General features: G+C 67.9%; 18 protein-coding genes and 2 tRNA genes. 3 read left to right on the forward strand and 17 right to left on the reverse strand.

Annotated elements, in window-relative coordinates:
- Positions 1-18: 18 nt before the first annotated feature.
- The 6 genes from ABE543_RS16440 to ABE543_RS16465 form a co-directional block, all read right to left on the reverse strand.
- Entirely contained in the window at positions 19-1,224 is a 1,206-nt protein-coding gene (locus ABE543_RS16440; RefSeq protein ID WP_277380888.1) for an MFS transporter, read from the reverse strand.
- Positions 1,225-1,491: 267 nt separating this feature from the next.
- Positions 1,492-1,568 (reverse strand) — tRNA-Pro (locus tag ABE543_RS16445).
- 141 nt (positions 1,569-1,709) lie between these two features.
- Positions 1,710-1,786: transfer RNA gene (locus ABE543_RS16450), tRNA-Pro, on the reverse strand.
- A 55-nt stretch (positions 1,787-1,841) separates the two neighbouring features.
- Entirely contained in the window at positions 1,842-1,958 is a 117-nt protein-coding gene (cydX, locus tag ABE543_RS16455) for a cytochrome bd-I oxidase subunit CydX (protein ID WP_053520342.1), read from the reverse strand.
- Positions 1,959-1,985: 27 nt separating this feature from the next.
- On the reverse strand, positions 1,986-3,137 hold the full coding sequence (cydB, locus tag ABE543_RS16460; protein WP_346475906.1) for a cytochrome d ubiquinol oxidase subunit II: 1,152 nt from the start codon (positions 3,135-3,137) through the stop codon (positions 1,986-1,988).
- Between the two features lie 17 nt (positions 3,138-3,154).
- Positions 3,155-4,744: a cytochrome ubiquinol oxidase subunit I gene (locus ABE543_RS16465; protein WP_053520344.1), complete on the reverse strand. Its 1,590-nt coding sequence runs from the start codon at positions 4,742-4,744 to the stop codon at positions 3,155-3,157.
- 228 nt (positions 4,745-4,972) lie between these two features.
- Between ABE543_RS16465 and cydD the strand changes: the two genes are divergently transcribed.
- On the forward strand, positions 4,973-6,712 hold the full coding sequence (cydD, locus tag ABE543_RS16470) for a thiol reductant ABC exporter subunit CydD (protein WP_346475907.1): 1,740 nt from the start codon (positions 4,973-4,975) through the stop codon (positions 6,710-6,712).
- Positions 6,709-8,382: a thiol reductant ABC exporter subunit CydC gene (gene cydC / locus ABE543_RS16475; RefSeq protein ID WP_053520346.1), complete on the forward strand. Its 1,674-nt coding sequence runs from the start codon at positions 6,709-6,711 to the stop codon at positions 8,380-8,382. Before cydD ends, cydC begins: the two co-directional genes overlap by 4 nt.
- Before the next feature lie 13 nt (positions 8,383-8,395).
- Here cydC and ABE543_RS16480 read toward each other — a convergent pair whose 3' ends face one another.
- The 11 genes from ABE543_RS16480 to ccmA all read right to left on the reverse strand — a co-directional run bounded on the left by ABE543_RS16480 (position 8,396) and on the right by ccmA (position 16,787).
- A complete protein-coding gene (locus ABE543_RS16480) occupies positions 8,396-8,737 on the reverse strand; it encodes a DUF1294 domain-containing protein (protein ID WP_053520347.1) in 342 nt (113 codons plus the stop codon).
- Positions 8,737-9,849 carry a homoserine O-acetyltransferase gene (locus ABE543_RS16485; protein ID WP_197571230.1) on the reverse strand — a complete coding sequence of 371 codons (1,113 nt, stop codon included), beginning with the start codon at positions 9,847-9,849 and terminating at the stop codon, positions 8,737-8,739. Before ABE543_RS16485 ends, ABE543_RS16480 begins: the two co-directional genes overlap by 1 nt.
- Positions 9,850-10,010: 161 nt before the next feature.
- Positions 10,011-11,000 carry a tetratricopeptide repeat protein gene (locus ABE543_RS16490; protein ID WP_197600307.1) on the reverse strand — a complete coding sequence of 330 codons (990 nt, stop codon included), beginning with the start codon at positions 10,998-11,000 and terminating at the stop codon, positions 10,011-10,013.
- Positions 10,997-11,479 (reverse strand): cytochrome c-type biogenesis protein, encoded by a 483-nt coding sequence (locus ABE543_RS16495; protein ID WP_231107762.1) that lies wholly within the window; start codon positions 11,477-11,479, stop codon positions 10,997-10,999. Before ABE543_RS16495 ends, ABE543_RS16490 begins: the two co-directional genes overlap by 4 nt.
- On the reverse strand, positions 11,448-12,065 hold the full coding sequence (locus tag ABE543_RS16500) for a DsbE family thiol:disulfide interchange protein (RefSeq protein WP_053516864.1): 618 nt from the start codon (positions 12,063-12,065) through the stop codon (positions 11,448-11,450). The genes ABE543_RS16495 and ABE543_RS16500 overlap by 32 nt, the downstream gene beginning before the upstream one ends.
- An 8-nt stretch (positions 12,066-12,073) precedes the next feature.
- Positions 12,074-13,993, reverse strand: a complete 1,920-nt coding sequence (locus ABE543_RS16505) for a heme lyase CcmF/NrfE family subunit (RefSeq protein ID WP_346475908.1) — start codon at positions 13,991-13,993, stop codon at positions 12,074-12,076.
- On the reverse strand, positions 13,994-14,470 hold the full coding sequence (ccmE, locus tag ABE543_RS16510) for a cytochrome c maturation protein CcmE (protein ID WP_111186423.1): 477 nt from the start codon (positions 14,468-14,470) through the stop codon (positions 13,994-13,996). It lies immediately after the preceding gene.
- Positions 14,467-14,655 carry a heme exporter protein CcmD gene (gene ccmD / locus ABE543_RS16515; protein ID WP_346475909.1) on the reverse strand — a complete coding sequence of 63 codons (189 nt, stop codon included), beginning with the start codon at positions 14,653-14,655 and terminating at the stop codon, positions 14,467-14,469. The genes ccmE and ccmD overlap by 4 nt, the downstream gene beginning before the upstream one ends.
- Positions 14,652-15,422 (reverse strand): heme ABC transporter permease CcmC, encoded by a 771-nt coding sequence (gene ccmC / locus ABE543_RS16520; RefSeq protein ID WP_065181944.1) that lies wholly within the window; start codon positions 15,420-15,422, stop codon positions 14,652-14,654. Before ccmC ends, ccmD begins: the two co-directional genes overlap by 4 nt.
- Positions 15,423-15,465: 43 nt before the next feature.
- A complete protein-coding gene (gene ccmB, locus ABE543_RS16525) occupies positions 15,466-16,161 on the reverse strand; it encodes a heme exporter protein CcmB (protein WP_346475910.1) in 696 nt (231 codons plus the stop codon).
- Positions 16,158-16,787, reverse strand: coding sequence for a heme ABC exporter ATP-binding protein CcmA (ccmA, locus tag ABE543_RS16530; protein WP_053516874.1), 630 nt, complete (start codon positions 16,785-16,787; stop codon positions 16,158-16,160). The genes ccmB and ccmA overlap by 4 nt, the downstream gene beginning before the upstream one ends.
- 215 nt (positions 16,788-17,002) lie before the next feature.
- Between ccmA and ABE543_RS16535 the strand changes: the two genes are divergently transcribed.
- Positions 17,003-18,151 carry a pyridoxal phosphate-dependent aminotransferase gene (locus ABE543_RS16535; RefSeq protein WP_346475911.1) on the forward strand — a complete coding sequence of 383 codons (1,149 nt, stop codon included), beginning with the start codon at positions 17,003-17,005 and terminating at the stop codon, positions 18,149-18,151.
- Positions 18,152-18,158 lie beyond the last annotated feature (7 nt).

Consider the following 18,158-nt stretch of genomic DNA (forward strand, 5'->3'; position numbering starts at 1 on the left):
GCGCCGGCGGCGAGCCGTTTACCAGAGGTCTTCCAGCTTTCGCGGCTTGCAGGCCACCCACGATGCGCACAGCATCAGCGTGGCGCAGCCGAACAGGAAGCCGAACGGCAGCGTCCAGCCGTTGCTGACGGTATGCAGCCAACCGACCAGGAACGGACCCAGGCAGCTGAAGCTGTAACCCACGCCCTGCATGAAGCCGGACAGCGCGGCGGAACCGGTCGGGGTACGCGTGCGCAGGTTGATCAGGGTCAGCGCCAGCGGGAAGGTCGAGGGGCCCACGCCGAGCAGGCAGGCCCACAGCAGCGGCGCCTTCATGGGGGCCAGCAGCAGGCCGGCAAAGGCGATCACGAATGACGAATAGCCGATCAGGACCAGCGGGAACGGATTCTGCAGGCGCACCGCCATCGACGGAATGACCAGCGACGGCAACAGGCCCAGCGCCGAGAACACCGCCACCATCACCCCACCGAACGCAGGTGTGGCGCCGGCTTCGACCACGATGCGCGGCAGCCAGGTGAACATCGAATAGGTCATCAGCGATGTCATGCCGAACATCAGCGTCATGCTCCAGCCCAACGAGGTGCGCCAGACCTTGCCGTGAGGCTGCGCGGTGGGATCGGCAACGTCGGCCTGCGGCTTCGGTGCGCGCCTGGCCAGTACCAGCCACGGCAGCGCGGCGGCCAATGCCAGCAATGCCCACATGCCCAGCGATACGCGCCAGCCGGCCGCGCTGGCCACCGGCACCGCCAGCAGTGCCGGCAGCATGGTGCCCAGCTGCAGCACGCTGATGTAGAGCGTGCTCATGGTGCCGACCTTATTGGCGAAGTAGCGCTTCACCAGCGGCGGCACCACCACGTTGCCGATGCCCATTCCAGCCAGCGCGACGACCGCGCCCAGCAGCAGGGTGCCGACGTTGCCGGCGCTGGAGCGCAGCAGCAGGCCTGCCGTGGCCAGGATCATCGCCAGCAGGGTGGTGCGCTCCAGGCCCAGGCGCCGGGCCACAGCCGGCGTGGCCACGCCGAACAGCGCGAACGAGGCGGTCGGCAGCATGCCCAGTACGCCGGTCATGGTGGTGCCGAATCCGAACTGCTGGCCCAGTACGTCCAGCAGCGGGGTGATCGAGGTGACGGCAGTGCGCAGGTTGACCGCCGCCAGCAGGATGGCGGCGAATGCCAGAACGCGGCCGTGCAGCAGCGACGGCGATTCGGGTGAGGAGGAGCTCATGGTGGTCCTTGCAGGTGTCGCACGCCGCCACAGTGGCGTGCAGCGCCGGCATCGGTCTACGCCGACGCGGCGGGTGGGGGAGTGGGCATCATTGTACGTGGCTGGCGGGCGGGGCGAGGTCCCGTCGGCGCAATCTGTCGCTATCGGCACTTTCCGGCACGCTGCGGCGCGCCTCTCCGGCGTCGCGTCCGGCGGGTCGCTGGACGGCAGACACAAAAAAACCCGGAGGACGATGGCGTCTTCCAGGCTTCTTGGTGACCACCGGAGTGGTCGGGGAGACAGGATTCGAACCTGCGACCTCTACGTCCCGAACGTAGCGCTCTACCAGACTGAGCTACACCCCGAAGGGAGCCGCCTATTCTAGCCATTCACCCCGATGGCGGCAAGGGGTGAACGCCGTTTCCTTCACGCTGCCGGGGGCAGCGGCTCTTCAGGGAACAAAAAAGCCTGGACGACTTCACCAGGCTTCAATGCGACCACCGAAGTGGTCGGGGAGACAGGATTCGAACCTGCGACCTCTACGTCCCGAACGTAGCGCTCTACCAGACTGAGCTACACCCCGAAGGAGCCGCCTAAGATACCGTGTGAAGGCCTGGGCGGCAAGGTTTTTTTACATTTCAGCGACGATTCTCTGTGTCGATGCGGTTCTGTTCGCGGGCTTCGAACCACATGCCGTTGAGGATGGCGACCGTCGAGGCGAGGCCGGCGCCGAGGATCCAGGCGAAATACCACATGTTCGGTTCTCCTTGGGAGGCAGGGGATCAGTAGGCGTTGGGGTTGCTGCCCATTTCATCGCTGGTGGTCTTGCCCTTGAGCACGCGGTACACCCAGGTGGTGTAAGCAAGGATGATCGGCAGGAACACCACCGTGGCCAGCAGCATGATCCACAGGGTCAGATGGCTGGACGAGGCATCCCACACGGTCAGGCTGGAGGTGGGCTGGCTGGAGGACGGCAGCAGGAACGGGAAGATCGCGAAGCCGACGGTCAGGATGATGCCGGCGATGGCTGCGCCGGAGGCGATGAAGGCCAGGCCGCCGCGACGGGCACGCAGCAGCACCGCGCTGGCGAGCAGGCCAAGCAGGCCGACCAGCGGCGCCAGCAGGGTCGCCGGCATGGTGCTGTAGTTGCGCATCCAGCCGCCGGCCGCGCCCAGCTCGGCGCTCTTCAGCAGCGGGTTGGTGGCGCCGTCGGTGATCACCTGCGAGGTGATCTGGTAGCCCGGCAGGCCGAAGGCCACCCAGGCTCCCCCCACCGCGAACAGTGCGAAGGCGATCAGCGCGGCAATGCTGCCAAAGCGTGCCGAGCGGTCAGCCACCGGGCCATCGGTCTTGATCACCAGCATCGCCGCACCGTGGGCCACCAGCATGGAAACACTGAGCAGGCCGGCCAGCAGCGCGAACGGCATCAGCAGCCCGAAGAACGAGCCGGTGTAGAAGATGCGCATGCTGTCATCGAAGTGGAACGGCACGCCCAGCAGGACGTTGCCCACCGCCACGCCCATGATCAGCGCAGGGATGAAGCCGCCGATGAACAGCGCCCAGTCCCAGGTGTTGCGCCAGCGCTCGCCCGGCATCTTGCTGCGGAACTTGAAGCCGACCGGGCGCAGGATCAGGGCAAACAGGATGACGAACATCGCCAGGTAGAAGCCTGAGAAGCTGACCGCGTACAGCGGCGGCCAGGCGGCGAAGATCGCACCGCCACCCAGGATCAGCCACACCTGGTTGCCTTCCCATACCGGGCCGATGGTGTTGATCACCAGCCGGCGCTCGGCGTCGGTGCGGGCCACGAAAGGCAGCAGCGTGCCCACTCCCAGGTCGAAACCATCCATCACCGCGAAGCCGATCAGCAGGATGCCGAGCAGCAGCCACCAGATCACGCGCAGCGTGGTGTAGTCCAGAAGAATGAAATCCATCTTGGTTTTCTCCTGCCTCAGGCCTGGCCGGCGGCCGGCGCTGCGGCATTGTGGGAAGCATGCGGGCGGGGCGACTGCAGCGACGGCAGCACCTCGTCCGGACCCTTGCGGATCGCCTTGAGCATCAGCTTGATCTCGACCACGATCAGTGCGGTGTAGATCGCGGTGAAGCCGGCCAGGGTCAGCACGATCTGGTGCAGGGCCAGGCCCGATGCCGCGTAGAACGTCGGCAGCACGCCATCAACCGCCCAGGGCTGACGGCCGTACTCGGCCACGAACCAGCCGCATTCGATCGCGATCCACGGTGCCGGCAGCGTCCACAGGGCCAGCGTGAGGAACCAGCGCTTGTCCTGGAAGTTGTTGCGGCACGAGTAGTAGAAGGCCAATGCGAAGAAGGCGATCAGATAGAAGCCCAGGCCCGCCATCACGCGGAAGGTCCAGAACAGCGGCATCACGCGCGGCACGGTATCCATTGCCGCCTGCGAGATCTGTTCGGGGGTGGCGTTGAGGATGTCCTCGCGGTAGCGCTTGAGCAGCAGCCCATGGCCCAGATCCTGCCAGTGGCGGTCGAACATCTCACGGGCTTCGACGTCGTTCTTGTTGGCGCGCAGGCGCTCCAGCGCACCGTAGGCGAGCTGGCCGCCGCGTACGCGGTGCTCGGCGCGCTCCACCAGTTCCAGGATGCCCGGGATCGGCTGGTCCAGCGAACGGGTGGCGATCAGGCCCATCAGGTATGGGATCTTCACCGCATAGTCGTTCTGGTGCGTCTGCTGGTTGGGAATGCCGAAGGCGGTGAAGTCCGCCGGGGCACGCTCGGTCTCCCACATCGCCTCGATCGCGGCCAGCTTCATCTTCTGGTGCTCGCTGGCGGCGTAGCCACTCTCATCGCCCAGCACCACCACCGACAGCGATGACAGCAGGCCGAACGCAGCGGCCACCGCGAACGAACGGCGGGCCAGGTCCTTGTGCTTGTTGCGCAGCAGGAACAGGGCACTGATCGACATCACGAACACCGCGCCGGTCACGTAGCCGGCGCTGACGGTATGCACGAACTTGGCCTGCGCCACCGGGTTGAACACCACGGCCATGAAATCGACCACTTCCATGCGCATGGTTTCCGGGTTGAACACCGCGCCGGTGGGGTTCTGCATCCAGCCGTTGGCGATCAGGATCCACACCGCCGACAGGTTGGTGCCCAGCGCCATCAGCCAGGTGACCGTCAGGTGCTTGACCTTGCTCAGGCGGTTCCAGCCGAAGAAGAACAGGCCGACGAAGGTGGCTTCCAGGAAGAAGGCCATCAGCCCTTCGATCGCCAGCGGCGCACCGAAGATGTCACCCACATAATGGCTGTAGTACGACCAGTTCATGCCGAACTGGAATTCCATGACGATGCCGGTGGCCACGCCCATGGCGAAGTTGATGCCGAACAGCACGCCCCAGAACAGGGTCATCCGGCGCCAGATCTCCTTGCCGGTCATCACGTAGACACTCTCCATGATGGCGACCATGAACGACAGGCCCAGGGTGAGTGGTACGAATAGGAAGTGGTACATCGCGGTCAGCGCGAATTGCAGCCGCGACAGTTCTACGACTGTCTGATCAATCATGGCCTGGCTACCTCGTTGGATAGTGCCGTTGCAGGTGGCGGGAAGGGTGGTCTACGACGTGAATGATGTGACCGACTACTTCAGACAGCCTTGATCCAGATCAATGTATGAACAGGTACGCGAAGAGATCGTATGCGGGCCCTGTGAAAACTGCGACCCCTGGCCGCAGGGGGAGGCTGTTGCCTGTGCCTACAATGCCATCCATCCTCCACTCCCTGTGAAGACCCTTTGAGCGCTGCCGAACCGACCGTCCTTTCGCCGGAAGCCGAGACGAACCGGCAGCGGCGTGCCCGCACCGCGTGGCTGGCCGACCTTGCGCGGGGGGCACGGGGCCGCCAGCGCCTGGCGGCCGTATGCATCAGCCTGTCCGGCGCGCTGCTGATCGGCCAGGCCGCCGCCATCGCCTGGCTGGTGCAGCAGGTTCTGGTGGAGCAGGCGCCGCTGTCCTCGGGCCTGCCGGTGCTGGCCGCACTGGCGCTGATCCTGTTGCTGCGCACGGCATTGGGCAGCGCGACCCAAGCTGCCGCCGGCGATGTTGCCGACACTGCCCGCCTGGCCCTACGCGAGCGCGTGTTCGCGCGCCTGCTCGGCCACGGGCCGCTGTGGCTGCGGCAGCGCCGCACCGGCGAGCTGGGCGAGCTGCTGCTGCATCACGGTGATGCGATCGAGAATTATTACAGCGGTTTCCTGCCGGTGCGCACTGAAGTGGTGGTGGTGCCCGTGCTGATCCTGGCCGCGGTAGCCTGGGTGGATTGGGGGGTGGCGCTGATCCTGCTGTTCACGGCGCCGCTGGTGCCGTTCTTCATGATGCTGGTGGGGTGGGGCGCCGAAGCGGCAGGTCGCGCGCAGCTGGGTGAGCTGGCGCGCATGAGCGGCCATTTCGCCGACCGCATCAAGGGCCTGGGCCTGCTGCGCGTGTACGGACGGGGCGAGGCCGAGCTGGCGGGAATAGAAGCCGCTGCCGAGGGCGTGCGGCTGCGCACGATGAAAGTGCTGCGGATCGCGTTCCTGTCGTCCACGGTGCTGGAGTTCTTCGCTTCCGTCAGCGTGGCGATGGTTGCGCTGTACCTGGGCTTGAGCTATCTGGGCATGATGTCGCTGCATGCGGCCGTGCCGACGTTGGGCGCAGGCCTGTTCTGCCTGCTGCTGGCACCGGAATTCTACGCGCCGCTGCGACGGCTGGCCGCGCATTATCACGATCGTGCCAACGCGCTGGCCGCGGCAGCCGAAGTGGAGCGCCTGCTGCAGTCGTTGCCGGATGAGCAGGGACTGATCGAGAACGAGGTCGTGCCGCTGGCAGTGGAGCCGGCCGAGGCCGCACTGCCGCCGCTGCAGGCACAGGGCCTGGTGCTGCGCCCGCTGGGCGCGTCGCAGGATGTGCTGCAGGGCGTGGATGTGCTGCTGGAACCAGGCCAGCGGCTGGCACTGGTAGGTGCCAGCGGCAGCGGCAAGAGCACGCTGTTGGAGGCGCTGGCCGGCTGGCTGCCGCCGCGCGCGGGCAGGCTGATGCTGCGCCCCGGCGTGCAGGTGGCCTATGCCAGCCAGCGCCCCTATCTGTTCCACGGCAGCATCGCCGACAACCTGCGGCTGGCCGATCCTGGCGCCAGTGATGCACGATTGCGCGCGGTGGCCGAGGCAGCGCAGGTGCTCACGTTCGCGCAGGGGCTGCCGCAGGGGCTGGACACGATCATCGGTGAACGCGGCTTCGGCCTGTCCGGGGGCGAGGCACGACGCATCGGCCTGGCCCGCCTGCTGCTGCGCGATCCGCAGGTGCTGTTGCTGGATGAGCCGACCGCCTTCCTCGATGCAGATACCGAGGCCGCGCTGCTGCGCAGTCTTGCCGCCTACGCGCGCGGTCGCAGCGTGGTGGTTGCCACCCACAGCCCGGCCGTGATCGCCTGGGCTGATCGCTGCCTGCTGCTGCCGGAAGGACGTCTCGTCGAGCCGGCGCAGGCGGTGCACGCATGAGCCGCTCGCCCGACACGCTGCGTGCGGTGTTCCTGCAGCAGCGGCCGCGTCTGCTGCTGACCATGCTGCTGCTGTGGACCACGATGCTGGCAGGCACCGCCCTGCTTGGCCTGTCCGGTGGCTTCCTCACCGCAGCGGCGCTGGCCGGTGCCGCCGGTCTCGGCCAGGGCTTCAACTTCTTTTCGCCTTCGGCCGGCATCCGTGGCCTGACCATGGCACGCATCGTTTCCCGCTATTTCGAGAAGCTGGTTGGCCACGATGCCACGTTGCGCATCGCCCGCGACCTGCGGGTATGGTTCTTCCGGCGCGCCCTGCCACTGGCGCCCGCGCGGCTGGGTGCCACCCGCACCGGCGAGCTGCTCGCGCGCCTGCTCGGTGATATCGGTGAAGTGGACGGCCTGCTGGTCCGCGCGCTGGGCCCGCTGGTCGCGCTGGGTGCCCTGTCGATGGTGGCCGTGCTGTCGGCGGCGATGATCCTGCCGTCCGCAGCGGTGCTGCTGGCGGTGCTGGCCGCGCTGATTGCCTTCGGTGTGCCGTGGCTGGGCGTGCGTGGCCGCGATGGCGAGGAAGCGGATCGCGCCGCGCATCGAGCCGCGCTGCGCACTGCCGCGTTTGAAGGACTGGAAGGCGCGGGTGATCTGGCGGCGCTGCATGCCGATGCGGCGTGGCAGCTGAAGGTGCGGGTGGCCGCCAAGCAGTTGGCCGCGCGTGATCGCCGTCGCCGCTGGCGCCTGATCGCCGCGTCGACACTGCACGGCAGCGTGGCCGGACTTGGCCTGGTCGCCATGCTGGCACTGGCCCTGCATGCGGCCGAGCAACAGCGCATCGCCGCTGAAATGGCAGCCGGACTGGTGTTCCTGACGGTGGCGCTGATCGAGCTGTGGGCGGGGATGGGCCTGGCATGGCAGTCGTTGCAGTCCGGTCGCATCTCGGCCGATCGCCTGCAGTCCATCGTCGAGCAGCCGCCGGCCGTGGACGAACCGCTGGCACCGCAGCCGGTTCCGGTGCACGCACGCGTGCACTGGGATGACGTCCACTTCCAGTGGCCGGGGGCGGTACGCCCGGTGCTGCGCGGGCTGCAGCTGACGTTGGCGCCCGGCGAGCGCATCGCCATCCGTGGCGACAGTGGCTGCGGCAAGACCACGTTGTCCAGCCTGCTGCTGCGCCTGTGGGATCCGCAGCAGGGCCGGCTGACCTATGGCGGGCGGGACCTGCGTGATTTCGCCCAGGCCGATTGGCATCGGCAGCTGGCCTGGCTGCCGCAGAACGCCCCGGTGTTCGCCGGCAGCGTGGCGGAGAACCTGCGCCTGGGGGATCCTGATGCCGACGATGCTGCACTGTGGGCGGTGTTGCACAGGGTGCGGCTGGGCGAGTGGGCCGAGCGCAATGGTGGCCTGCTGGCCTGGGTTGGCGAGAACGGTGCGACGATGTCCGCGGGTCAGGCGCGACGCCTGGCGCTGGCCCGCGCGCTGTTGCGCAACGCGCCGATCCTGTTGCTGGACGAACCGACCGAAGGCCTGGACGTGGACACGGCCCATGCGCTGCTGCAGGATCTGGCCGGCCTGCTGGACGGTCGCAGCCTGTTGATGATCACCCATGACGACCTGCCCGATGGCGTGGTCGACGCGCAGTACCGGTTGCGCGATGGCGTGCTGATCCGCGAGGCGTGAGCGGCGCGCCTCATCAGGAAAATTCGCGCAGCATCACGGCGATCGAGGCCACATTGGCCAGCACGCACAACCCGAACACCCACTGGAATGCGGCTTTGCGATGCTTGTGGCGGAACGTCGCCTGGCCCAGCAATGCGCCGGGCCAGCCGCCGGCGAAGGCCAGCAGCTGGAGTGTCCGTTCCGGAATGCGCCGGTGGTTGCGTTGTGCGGCGCGCTTGTCATGGCCATACAGGCCAAACGACACGGCACTGGCCAGCAGGCACCAGCCGCCCAGCCACAGGGGCAGAACGCCGCTGATCGTCAGTGCGATCAGCGCGCCGAAGGCGGCCAGCGCGAGATGACGCCGCCATCCCACTAGAGCGTGTCGAGGAAGCTGCGAACAGCCGGGCCGAACCGATCGAAATCGACCAGGAAGGCATCATGGCCCTGCGGCGAGTCCAGTCCGATGAAGCGTGCATCGGCGCCACCGGCGCGCAGGCCGTCGGCCACCTGCTGCTGCTGCTGCACCGGGAACAGGATGTCGGTGTTGGCACCGATGGCCAGCGCCTTGTCCACACGGATCCTGGCCAGTCCGGCCATGACATCGCCATCGGCATACTCGGCCAGGTCGAACCAGTCCATCGAGCGGCTCAGGTACAGATAGCAGTTCGGATCGAAGAAGCGCACGAAGCGGCGTGCGTGGCCTTCGAGATAACTTTCGACCTGGAACTCCAGGCCGAACGGATCGTCGTCGGCCTGGTCCGAATCCAGGCGCACGCGACCGAAGCGGCCGTCCCATTCCAGCGCCGAGCGGTAGGTGATCACCCCCAGCTTGCGCGCCATGCGCATGCCGGATTCCGGGTAGTGGTTATCGTCGTAGTGGCCACTGTTCCAGCGTGGATCGAGACGGATCGCCTCCCGCTGCAGCGATCGGATCGCGATGGAGAACGGCAGCGCCTGCGCACTGCCGGAAATGTTGATGTGGCTGCGCGCGATTCCCGGATGCAGCATCAGCACCGCCAGCGCGGTCATGCCGCCCATCGAGTTGCCGATCACGCAGGCCAGCCGTTCGATACCCAGCGCACGCACCACCTCGACGGCGGCGCGTGCGCCGTCTTCGATCGACAGTTCGGGGAAGCCGAGCCGGTACGGTTCGCCGGTCGCCGGATTGATCGATGCCGGTCCTGTCGAGCCCTTGCAGCTGCCCAGCGAGTTCACGCAGACCACGAACCAGCGGTCGGTATCGATCGGCTTGCCCGGCCCGAGCATCGCCTCCCACCAGCCCGGTGCGGGATTGCCTGCGTTGCCGGCGGCATGCGCGTCCGGCGACAGGCCGGTGACGATCAGGATCGCGTTGCCCCCATCGGCAGCCAGCGTGCCCCAGGTCTCGTAGGCCACGCGCGCACCGTGCAGGGCGCCGCCGCGCTTGAACGGGAAGGGCGAAGGCAGGGCATGGAAGCGGGTGCCGGGCGGAATGAATTCGGTCATGCGGGCATTCTAGCGGGGCGGCATGTGGAGCTGGCGACACGCTGGTTTCCATCAGCGGGCGAATGTCGCACGCCAACCCTCTGTGGGGCATGGCCCGGCGCTACCGATGGCAAGCGCGCAGGTAGCGCCGGGCCGTGCCCGGCGAGCGCAGCGGTGCGGTGTTACGGAAACCGCAGTTCCACCACGCCCTCATGCGGCAGGGTCACCTTTACCGGGAGGCTCTGCAGGTCACCGTCGCCGCGATTGGCACTGCCACTGCGCGAGATCCGCGCCAGCACTTCCACCTCGCGATGCGCTGACAGGGGCGCGGTGGGCATCGGACTGTCGCCGTCGCCAAGTCCGACCGTGCCGGGAAAACCAGCCAGAGGCAGCTTGCGCACCGCGACCGGCATCGGCGGGCCGCCGACCGCACGCGCCAGCACGAAGATCTGCGCGCCCGCCGGCCATTGCGCATGCTGCACGGAGACGGGCAGCTGCACACGCACCTGCAGCAGTGCAGGCGAGGTCGCCGGGGCTGGCTCATGTGCCTGTGCGGCCGCTTCGCGGGCAATGGCGATCTGTGCCTGCAGCGCCTGCGCGGCACCCGGTTCCAGGTGCGGCAGCAGGCCGCTCCAGACATCGGCGGCTTCGCTGTTGCGGCCGCGCTGGCGCAGGGCGATGCCGAGCAGCCAGCTGGCCCGTTCGGCATCGGGCGCCAGCGTGCGCGCCCGCTGCAGCCACGATACGGCGGTGTCGTCGAACTGCTTTCCGGCATCGGCCTGGGCGCGCGCCTGCGCCGCCTCCACCAGCACGCCCGGGTCGTCCGGTGCCAGTGCTACCGCGCGCGCGAAGGCTTCGGCAGCCGCGGCGGCGTTGCCCAGTTCGCTCTGCGAGCGGCCGAGCAGGGCCCAGCCATCGGCACGTTGTGGATCGCGCTGCAGCGCGCCCTGCAGGGCCTGCACGCCCTCGCGCAGGGTCGCCACCGATGGCGCCGGCTGCACCCGTGCCGCCTGCGGGTTCCCCACCAGCTGGTACAGGCAAGCGCCGGCGATGCCCACGGCAGCCACGGCGACGAGGAAGCCGGTGCGGCCTTGCCGCCGCAGCGGCCACAACACCAGCAGCGCAGTGAGCGCAGCGCTGGCGGCAGCCGCGAAAAGCAGCCAATCGTTCACCAGTCCTCTCCCACGTCGGCCGATGTCGGCGGTGCGGCGGCCACGGTACGGGCACGACGGCGGACGATGCCCACCACCACCAGCGCGCCGGCGCCCAGTACCAGCAGCGGACCACCCCACAGCAACCAGGTGCCCGGCTGCAGTGGGGGCTGGTAAAGCACGAAGTCGCCATAGCGGGCGACGAGGAAGCGCTTGATCTGCGTATCGTCATGGCCCTGCTGCATCAGCTGCAGTACCTCCCGGCGCAGGTCCTGGGCGATCTGGGCGTTGGAATCGGCCAGCGACTGGTTCTGGCACTGCACGCAGCGCAGCTGCGCGGCGAGGTCGTGGAAACGACGCTCCTCCGCTGCATCACGGAACTGCAGCGGCTTTGGGTCATGCAGTGGTTGCTGCGCCAGGCCGGGCAACGACCCGGCCAGCAGCAGTACCAGCAGCCCGCGCAGGCCGCTACGGAGCAACGCGCTGCGAACCGGCCGCATCGTTCTGAGCCTTCTCGATCTTCTCCAGCGCCGGGATCAGCTTCTCGTCGACCACCTTCTGCGTCATCGCTCCGCTGTACTTCCAGCGCACGATGCCGCTGCCGTCGACGAGGAAGGTCTCCGGCGCGGCCGTTACGCCCCAGTCGATCGCGGTACGGCCTTCGATGTCGCTGAGCACGACCATGAACGGATTGCCCAGCTGTTCCAGCCAGTGCAGGGCATCGGTGGGGTCGTCTTTCCAGTTGTAGCCGATCACGCGCACGCGCTTGCTCTCGGCGAAACGGGTGAGTACCGGGTGTTCCTCGCGGCAGGCCGCGCACCAGCTGCCCCAGACGTTCAGCAGATAGGGCGCACCGCGCAGTTCTTCGCTGCGCACGATCATCTGCGGATCGTGCAGCACCGGCAGCGCGAAGGCGGGGGCGGGCTTGTCGATGAGGGCCGAAGGCAGCACGTCGCGCTGCGGGTCGCCCGACTTCATCACGCCGTAGATCATCAACCCGAGCAGGCCGAAGAAGAACAGCACGCCGATAACGATGGCGACCGGCGGCAGCGGGCGGGAGGGGCGCGGGGCGGGGGACTCGGACATGGAAACTCCTACGGACGACGGAAGCGGCGGTCAGCGGCGGTGATGAATCCACCCAGGGCCATCAGCAGCGCGCCCAGCCAGATCCAGCGCACGAACGGTTTGATGTGGACGCGGACCGCCCATGCATTGTTGCCCAGCGGCTCACCCAATGCCACGTAGACATCACCGCCGATGCGCGCATCGATGCCGGCCTCGGTCATCACCTGGCCACCGCTGGCGTACTGCCGCTTCTCCGGATGCAGCAGGGCCAGTTCGCGGCCGTCGCGGAACACCCGCAGATGACCGCGGTCGGCAATGAAGTTGGGGCCCTCACGGTGATCCACGCCTTCGAAGCGCACTTCGTGACCGCCGACCACGATCTGCTGGCCCGGTGCCAGCGCCACTTCGCGCTGCACGTTCAGCGCTTCCACCAGCAACGCGCCCGCCAGAAACACGGCGACGCCGGCATGGGCAACGATCATGCCGAGCATTTCGGCAGTAAAGCGGCCATTGCCACGCAACCGCTGCCAGACGAAGCGGGCGGTGCCCAGCGCGACCCAGGCTGCCGCGGCGACGCCGATGCCGGCTTTCCATCCGTTCTGCGGCGCCTGCCACCAGGCCAGCGCACCGAGCAGTACCGCCAGGCCGAACCAGGGGGCGAGCAGGGCCATCGCGCGCGAAGGCTGGTCGCGCTGCCATTTCACCAGCGGGCCGAAGGGCAGCAGCAGCACCAACGGCGCCATCAACAGCAGGAACAGGCTGCCGAAGTAGGGTGGGCCGACCGAAATCTTGCCCAGCGCCAGCGCATCGGCCAGCAGCGGGTACAGCGTGCCGAGCAGGACCATCGCGCAGGCGGTGGCCAGCAGCAGGTTGTTGGCCAGCAGCAGCGTTTCGCGCGAGGTTGCGGTGAAGCCGCGGCGGGCATCATCGGCGTCGATGCTCAGCTGGCCCGCGCGCAGCGCGTACAGCAGCAGGCTTCCACCCACCAGCAGTGACAGGAACACGAGGATGAACAGGCCCCGCGAAGGATCGGCGGCGAACGAGTGCACGCTGGTCAGCACGCCGGAGCGCACCAGGAACGTGCCCAGCAGCGACAGCGCGAATGCGGCGATCGCCAGCAGCAGGGTCCAGCTGCCGAAGGTGCCGCGCTTCTCGGTGACCGCTTGGGAGTGGATCAGTGCGGCGCCGACCAGCCATGGCATGAAGCTGGCGTTCTCGACCGGATCCCAGAACCACCAGCCGCCCCAGCCCAGTTCGTAGTAGGCCCACCAGCTGCCCAGGGCGATGCCCAGGGTCAGGAACGCCCAGGCGACATTGGTCCATGGCCGTGTCCAGCGCAGCCAGCGTGCGTCCACGCGTCCCTCCAGCAGCGCGGCCACGGCGAAGGCGAACGGCACCGCAAAACCCACGTAGCCCAGGTACAGCATCGGCGGGTGGATGATCAGTCCCGGATCCTGCAGCAGCGGATTGAGGTCACGGCCCTCCAGCGGGGCCGGGTTCAAGCGCAGGAACGGGTTGGAGGTGAAGATCAGGAAGGCGAGGAAGCCCGCGCTGACGATGCCCATCACCGCCAGCACGCGCGCCTGCACGTGCCGGGGCAGGTGCCGTGAGAACAGCGCGACCGCGCCGGTCCACAGCGCCAGCACCAGCGCCCACATCAGCAGCGAGCCTTCGTGCGCGCCCCACACCGCCGAGTAGCGGTAGATGAGTGGCAGCAGCGAGTTGGAGTTCTCGGCCACGTAGCGCACCGAGAAGTCCTGCTGCACGAAGGTGGCGGTCAGCACCGCGAATGCACCGGCCACCAGCAGCAGCTGCGCGTAAGCGGCCGGCCGTGCCACCGCCATCCACGCCGCGTTGCCGCGATGGGCGCCGGCCAGCGGCAGGCCGGCCAGCAGCAGCGACGCCAGCAGTGCGCACAGCAGCAGGATCTGACCCAGTTCCGGCAGCACTCAGCGGACCTCGGGTGCCGTCACCGGCACGTCGTGCTTGAGATGGGCCTGGCCCATCTTGTCGGCCACTTCCTTCGGCACGTACTGCTCGTCGTGCTTGGCCAGCACTTCGTCGGCGACGAACACGGCGTTCTGCAGCGCGCCCTCCTGCAGGCGGCCGCTGGCGACCACGGCCGTGCCTTCGGCGAACATGTCCGGCAGGATGCGCGAGGTCGTCACCGCCAGCTGGGCATCGCCATCGGTGACCAGGAAGTGGGCTTCCAGCGAGCCGGGCGGGCGATTGAAGGAACCCTTCACCACCATGCCGCCGAGGCGGAACCGAGATTGCGGCTCGACGTCGCCACGCAGCACTTCGGAGGGCGTGTACAGGTAAGCAATGTTGCGCTCCAGTGCCATCGCCACCAGCGCGGTGGCCAGGCCGGAAGCGAGCAGGGCCAGCAGGACCCAGGCCAGGCGGCGGCGTTGGACCGGTGTCATCGTTCCAGCTCCGTGGACAGCGACGGTGGGACATCCTGGGCGCTGGCACGTGCCTGCTGCCGCTGCTGCCGGGCCTTTGCCATGCGCCGGGCGGCGCGCAGGCGCAGCCAGGAACCGAGCGCGTCGGCGCAGAGCACCAGCACGAACACCGCGTACGCACCGATCACGTAGGGCAGGTGGCTCATTGCGGGTTCTCCGCAGCAGCCTGCGCGGCGTCGATGCGGCCACCGACCCAGGCCTTGCCGGCCTCGCGGTCGAGATTGTCGGCGCGCGCCTTGGCCAGCACCGAACCGGCGAACCAGAACTTGGTACCGATCACCATCCACCACAGCGGGGCGATCATCGCACTGTCGATGGCCGATTCACCGAACACGTTGATCGACTGGCGCTGGTGCAACCCACCCCACCAGTCCACGGAATAGCGGATCACCGGCAGCAGGCTGACGCCGACGATGGCCAGCAGGCCGGCCGCACGGGCGGCACTGCGGCGGTCCTCGATGGCGTGGTACAGGCCGATCACGCCCAGATACAGGAACAGCAGCACCAGTTCGCTGGTCATTCGCGGGTCCCAGTCCCACCAGGTCCCCCACGTGCCCTTGCCCCAGATGCTGCCGGTGAGCAGGGTGATCAGCGTGAACCCCGCGCCCATCGGCGCGCACGCCATGGCCAGGATCTCGCAGACCTTGATCCGCCAGATCAGGGCAATGGCGGCGTACAGCGCCATCAGCGCGAATACGAACAGGCTCATCCAGGCGCTGGGCACATGGATGTAGAGGATGCGGAAACTGTCCAGCTGCCGGGCTTCCGGCGGCACCACCAGCAATGCCTGCCAGATTCCGACAAGCAGGACCGGCACGGCCGCGAGGTAGAACACCCGCGACCAGCGGGCGGCGAAACGATCGAACGTGGGCGGAGAACCGAGTTGGTGGAACCAGCGGACAATCGGATTCATGCGTGACGGCTATCCAGCAGGGGTGGATTGGCTCTCAGCTCGATCAACTCAGAGAAATACGAATCGCAGCGGCAGTCGCCAGCGGTGCCAGCACCAGTGCCACCAGCAGGCCGGCACCCAGCATCAGCAGCGCGCCGACCGGATCCTGTCCACGGCTGGCTGCAGTCAGGCTGCCTGCACCGAAGACCAGCACCGGCACGTACAACGGCAACGACAGCAACGCCACGAGAATACCAGAGCGCCGGATGCCCACGGTCAGTGCAGCGACCACACCACCGATCAGGCTCAGCAACGGTGTTCCCAGCAGCAACGATGCCAGCAACATCGGCAGCTGGTCATGCGGCAGATGCAGCATTTCCGCCAGCAGCGGGCTCAGTACGATCAGTGGCAGGGCCGTGGTGGCCCAGTGCAGCAGCACCCGCACCAGCACCAGCCACGCCAGTGGCACCGGTGCCAGCAGCCATTGCTCCAGCGAGCCATCCTCGGCGTCGGAGCGGAACAGCGAATCCAGCGCAAGCTGCCCGGCCAGCAGCACCGCCAGCCACAGCACTGCACCAGCGGTCGCCGCCAGCGGCTGTGGATCGCGTCCCTGTGCCAGTGCGAACAGCACCACTACCAGCAGGGCGAACAGCAGCGGCTGCAACGCATCGCCGCGGCGGCGCCAGAGCAGGCGCAGGTCACGCCTGACCAGGGCGCGCGCGGTCTGCCACAGGCCCGGTTCGGTACCCGGGGCGATCATGCGGCACCGCCGAGGTCGAGCTGGCGGGTACGCACCGGTGGTGCGGCGTAGGCCCCATGGGTGGTGACCAGGGCGGCGCCACCTGCACGCAGGTGTGCCGAAATCATCCGGTTGACCAGGGTGATGCCCTCCAGGTCGAGGTTGGCGTAGGGCTCGTCGAGCAGCCACAGCGGGGCGGGCGAGAGCCAGATGCGGGCCAGCGCCAGCCGCCGCTTCTGTCCGGCCGACAGGTGCCTCACCAGGGTGTCCTCATACCCGGCCAGGCCGACGATGGCCAGTGCATTGCCCGGCATCTGCCGCGCCCGGCGCCCGTGCAGGCCGCACAGGAAGTGCAGGTTCTCCAGTGTGTCCAGGTCCGGCTTCAGCGCGGGAAGATGGCTGAGATAGGCGACGTAGCGCGCCCGTTCGGCGTTGCTGGCGGGCCTGCCGTCGATCCGCACCTGGCCGGCGCCGGGTCGCGCAAGGCCGGCGAGCACGCGCAGCAGGGTGGTCTTGCCGGCACCGTTGCCGCCCTGCACGAGCAGCGCCTCGCCAGCATCCACGTGGAAGTCCAGCGGGCCGAACACGGGCGCGTCATTGCGCGAGAAGCTCAGGCCGCTGGCGGCCAGCAATGCAGGGGTGTCCAAGGGGCAGGGATCTTCATGCCGGAGTGCGGCGGCAATTGTAGCGATGAAATCCGCCCGGTAGCGCCGGGCCACGCCCGGCGAGCGTCAAGCGCGGTATCCCGCTGAAAGGGCATGTGCAAACAGCCGCCCGGCATGACCCGTCACGACCGGCCCGCGCCGCAGGCCGGGTCCGGATTTCGTACACTTCCAGCCCTTGTTCCCATTAGCCCAGGCCGATGCAACCCACCACCAAGCTGCCCAAGGTCGGTACCACCATCTTCACCGTCATGTCCCAGCTCGCTGCCGAGCACGGTGCAGTCAATCTGGGCCAGGGGTTTCCGGATTTTTCCGCGCCGCAGCGCCTGATCGACGAAACCGCCAGGGCGATGGCGGCCGGCCTGAACCAGTATCCGCCGATGACCGGTGTGGCGCCGCTGCGCCAGGCCATCGCGCAGAAGTCACTGGACCTGTATGGCGCCCAGGTCGACCCGGACACCGAAATCACCGTCACCAGCGGCGCGACCGAGGCCATCTTCAACGCCATCCACGCCGTGGTGCGTGCCGGCGAGGAGGTGATCGTGCTGGACCCCGCATATGACTGCTACGAGCCGGCCATCGAGCTGGCCGGCGCAACCGCCGTGCACGTGCCGCTGGACCCGCAGACGTTCGCCGTGGACTGGGACCGCGTGCGTGCGGCCATCACGCCGCGCACCCGCATGCTGATGGTCAACACCCCGCACAACCCCTCCGGTGCGATGCTGGACGAGGCCGACATGCAGGCGCTGGCCGAGGTGCTGCGTGGCACGCAGATCTACCTGATTTCCGATGAGGTGTACGAGCACATCATCTACGATGGCCGCCGCCACGAATCGGTGCTGCGCTACCCGGAACTGCGCGAGCGGACCTTCGTCATCTCCAGCTTCGGCAAGACCTACCACTGCACCGGCTGGAAGATCGGTTATGCGGTGGCGCCGCCGCTGCTGACCGCGGAATTCCGCAAGGTGCACCAGTACAACACCTTCACCACCTTCGGCCCGGCCCAGTATGGCTTTGCCGCGATGATCCGCGACGAACCGGAGCACCACCTGGAACTGGGCGCGTTCTACCAGGCCAAGCGTGACCGCTTCCGCGAGCAGCTGGCCGGTACGCGGCTGAGGCCGCTGCCGGTGCCGGGCGGCTACTTCCAGCTGGTCGATTACTCGGCCATCAGCGATCTGCCCGACCATGAGTTCGTGAAGTGGCTGACCATCGAGAAGGGCGTCACCGCCATCCCGCTGTCGCCGTTCTACGAAACCGCACCGACCGGCCAGCGCCTGGTACGGCTGTGCTTCGCCAAGAACGAGGCGACCCTGGACGCGGCGATCGAACGCCTGCGCCTGCTGTGAGCGGAGT

The sequence above is a fragment of the Stenotrophomonas sp. TWI169 genome, from assembly GCF_039674705.1.
Classification (GTDB): domain Bacteria; phylum Pseudomonadota; class Gammaproteobacteria; order Xanthomonadales; family Xanthomonadaceae; genus Stenotrophomonas; species Stenotrophomonas maltophilia_P.

What these genes read in the sequence shown, in the direction of transcription:
- ABE543_RS16495 (WP_231107762.1), bottom strand. Translation starts at nt 11,479, where the DNA reads ATGCGGCCGGTTCGCAGCGCGTTGCTCCGTAGCGGCCTGCGCGGGCTG.
- ABE543_RS16535 (WP_346475911.1), top strand. Translation starts at nt 17,003, where the DNA reads ATGCAACCCACCACCAAGCTGCCCAAGGTCGGTACCACCATCTTCACC.
- ABE543_RS16485 (WP_197571230.1), bottom strand. Translation starts at nt 9,849, where the DNA reads ATGACCGAATTCATTCCGCCCGGCACCCGCTTCCATGCCCTGCCTTCG.
- cydC (WP_053520346.1), top strand. Translation starts at nt 6,709, where the DNA reads ATGAGCCGCTCGCCCGACACGCTGCGTGCGGTGTTCCTGCAGCAGCGG.
- cydX (WP_053520342.1), bottom strand. Translation starts at nt 1,958, where the DNA reads ATGTGGTATTTCGCCTGGATCCTCGGCGCCGGCCTCGCCTCGACGGTC.
- ccmE (WP_111186423.1), bottom strand. Translation starts at nt 14,470, where the DNA reads ATGACACCGGTCCAACGCCGCCGCCTGGCCTGGGTCCTGCTGGCCCTG.
- cydB (WP_346475906.1), bottom strand. Translation starts at nt 3,137, where the DNA reads ATGGATTTCATTCTTCTGGACTACACCACGCTGCGCGTGATCTGGTGG.
- ABE543_RS16440 (WP_277380888.1), bottom strand. Translation starts at nt 1,224, where the DNA reads ATGAGCTCCTCCTCACCCGAATCGCCGTCGCTGCTGCACGGCCGCGTT.
- ccmB (WP_346475910.1), bottom strand. Translation starts at nt 16,161, where the DNA reads ATGATCGCCCCGGGTACCGAACCGGGCCTGTGGCAGACCGCGCGCGCC.
- ccmC (WP_065181944.1), bottom strand. Translation starts at nt 15,422, where the DNA reads ATGAATCCGATTGTCCGCTGGTTCCACCAACTCGGTTCTCCGCCCACG.
- ABE543_RS16500 (WP_053516864.1), bottom strand. Translation starts at nt 12,065, where the DNA reads ATGTCCGAGTCCCCCGCCCCGCGCCCCTCCCGCCCGCTGCCGCCGGTC.
- ccmD (WP_346475909.1), bottom strand. Translation starts at nt 14,655, where the DNA reads ATGAGCCACCTGCCCTACGTGATCGGTGCGTACGCGGTGTTCGTGCTG.
- ABE543_RS16465 (WP_053520344.1), bottom strand. Translation starts at nt 4,744, where the DNA reads ATGATTGATCAGACAGTCGTAGAACTGTCGCGGCTGCAATTCGCGCTG.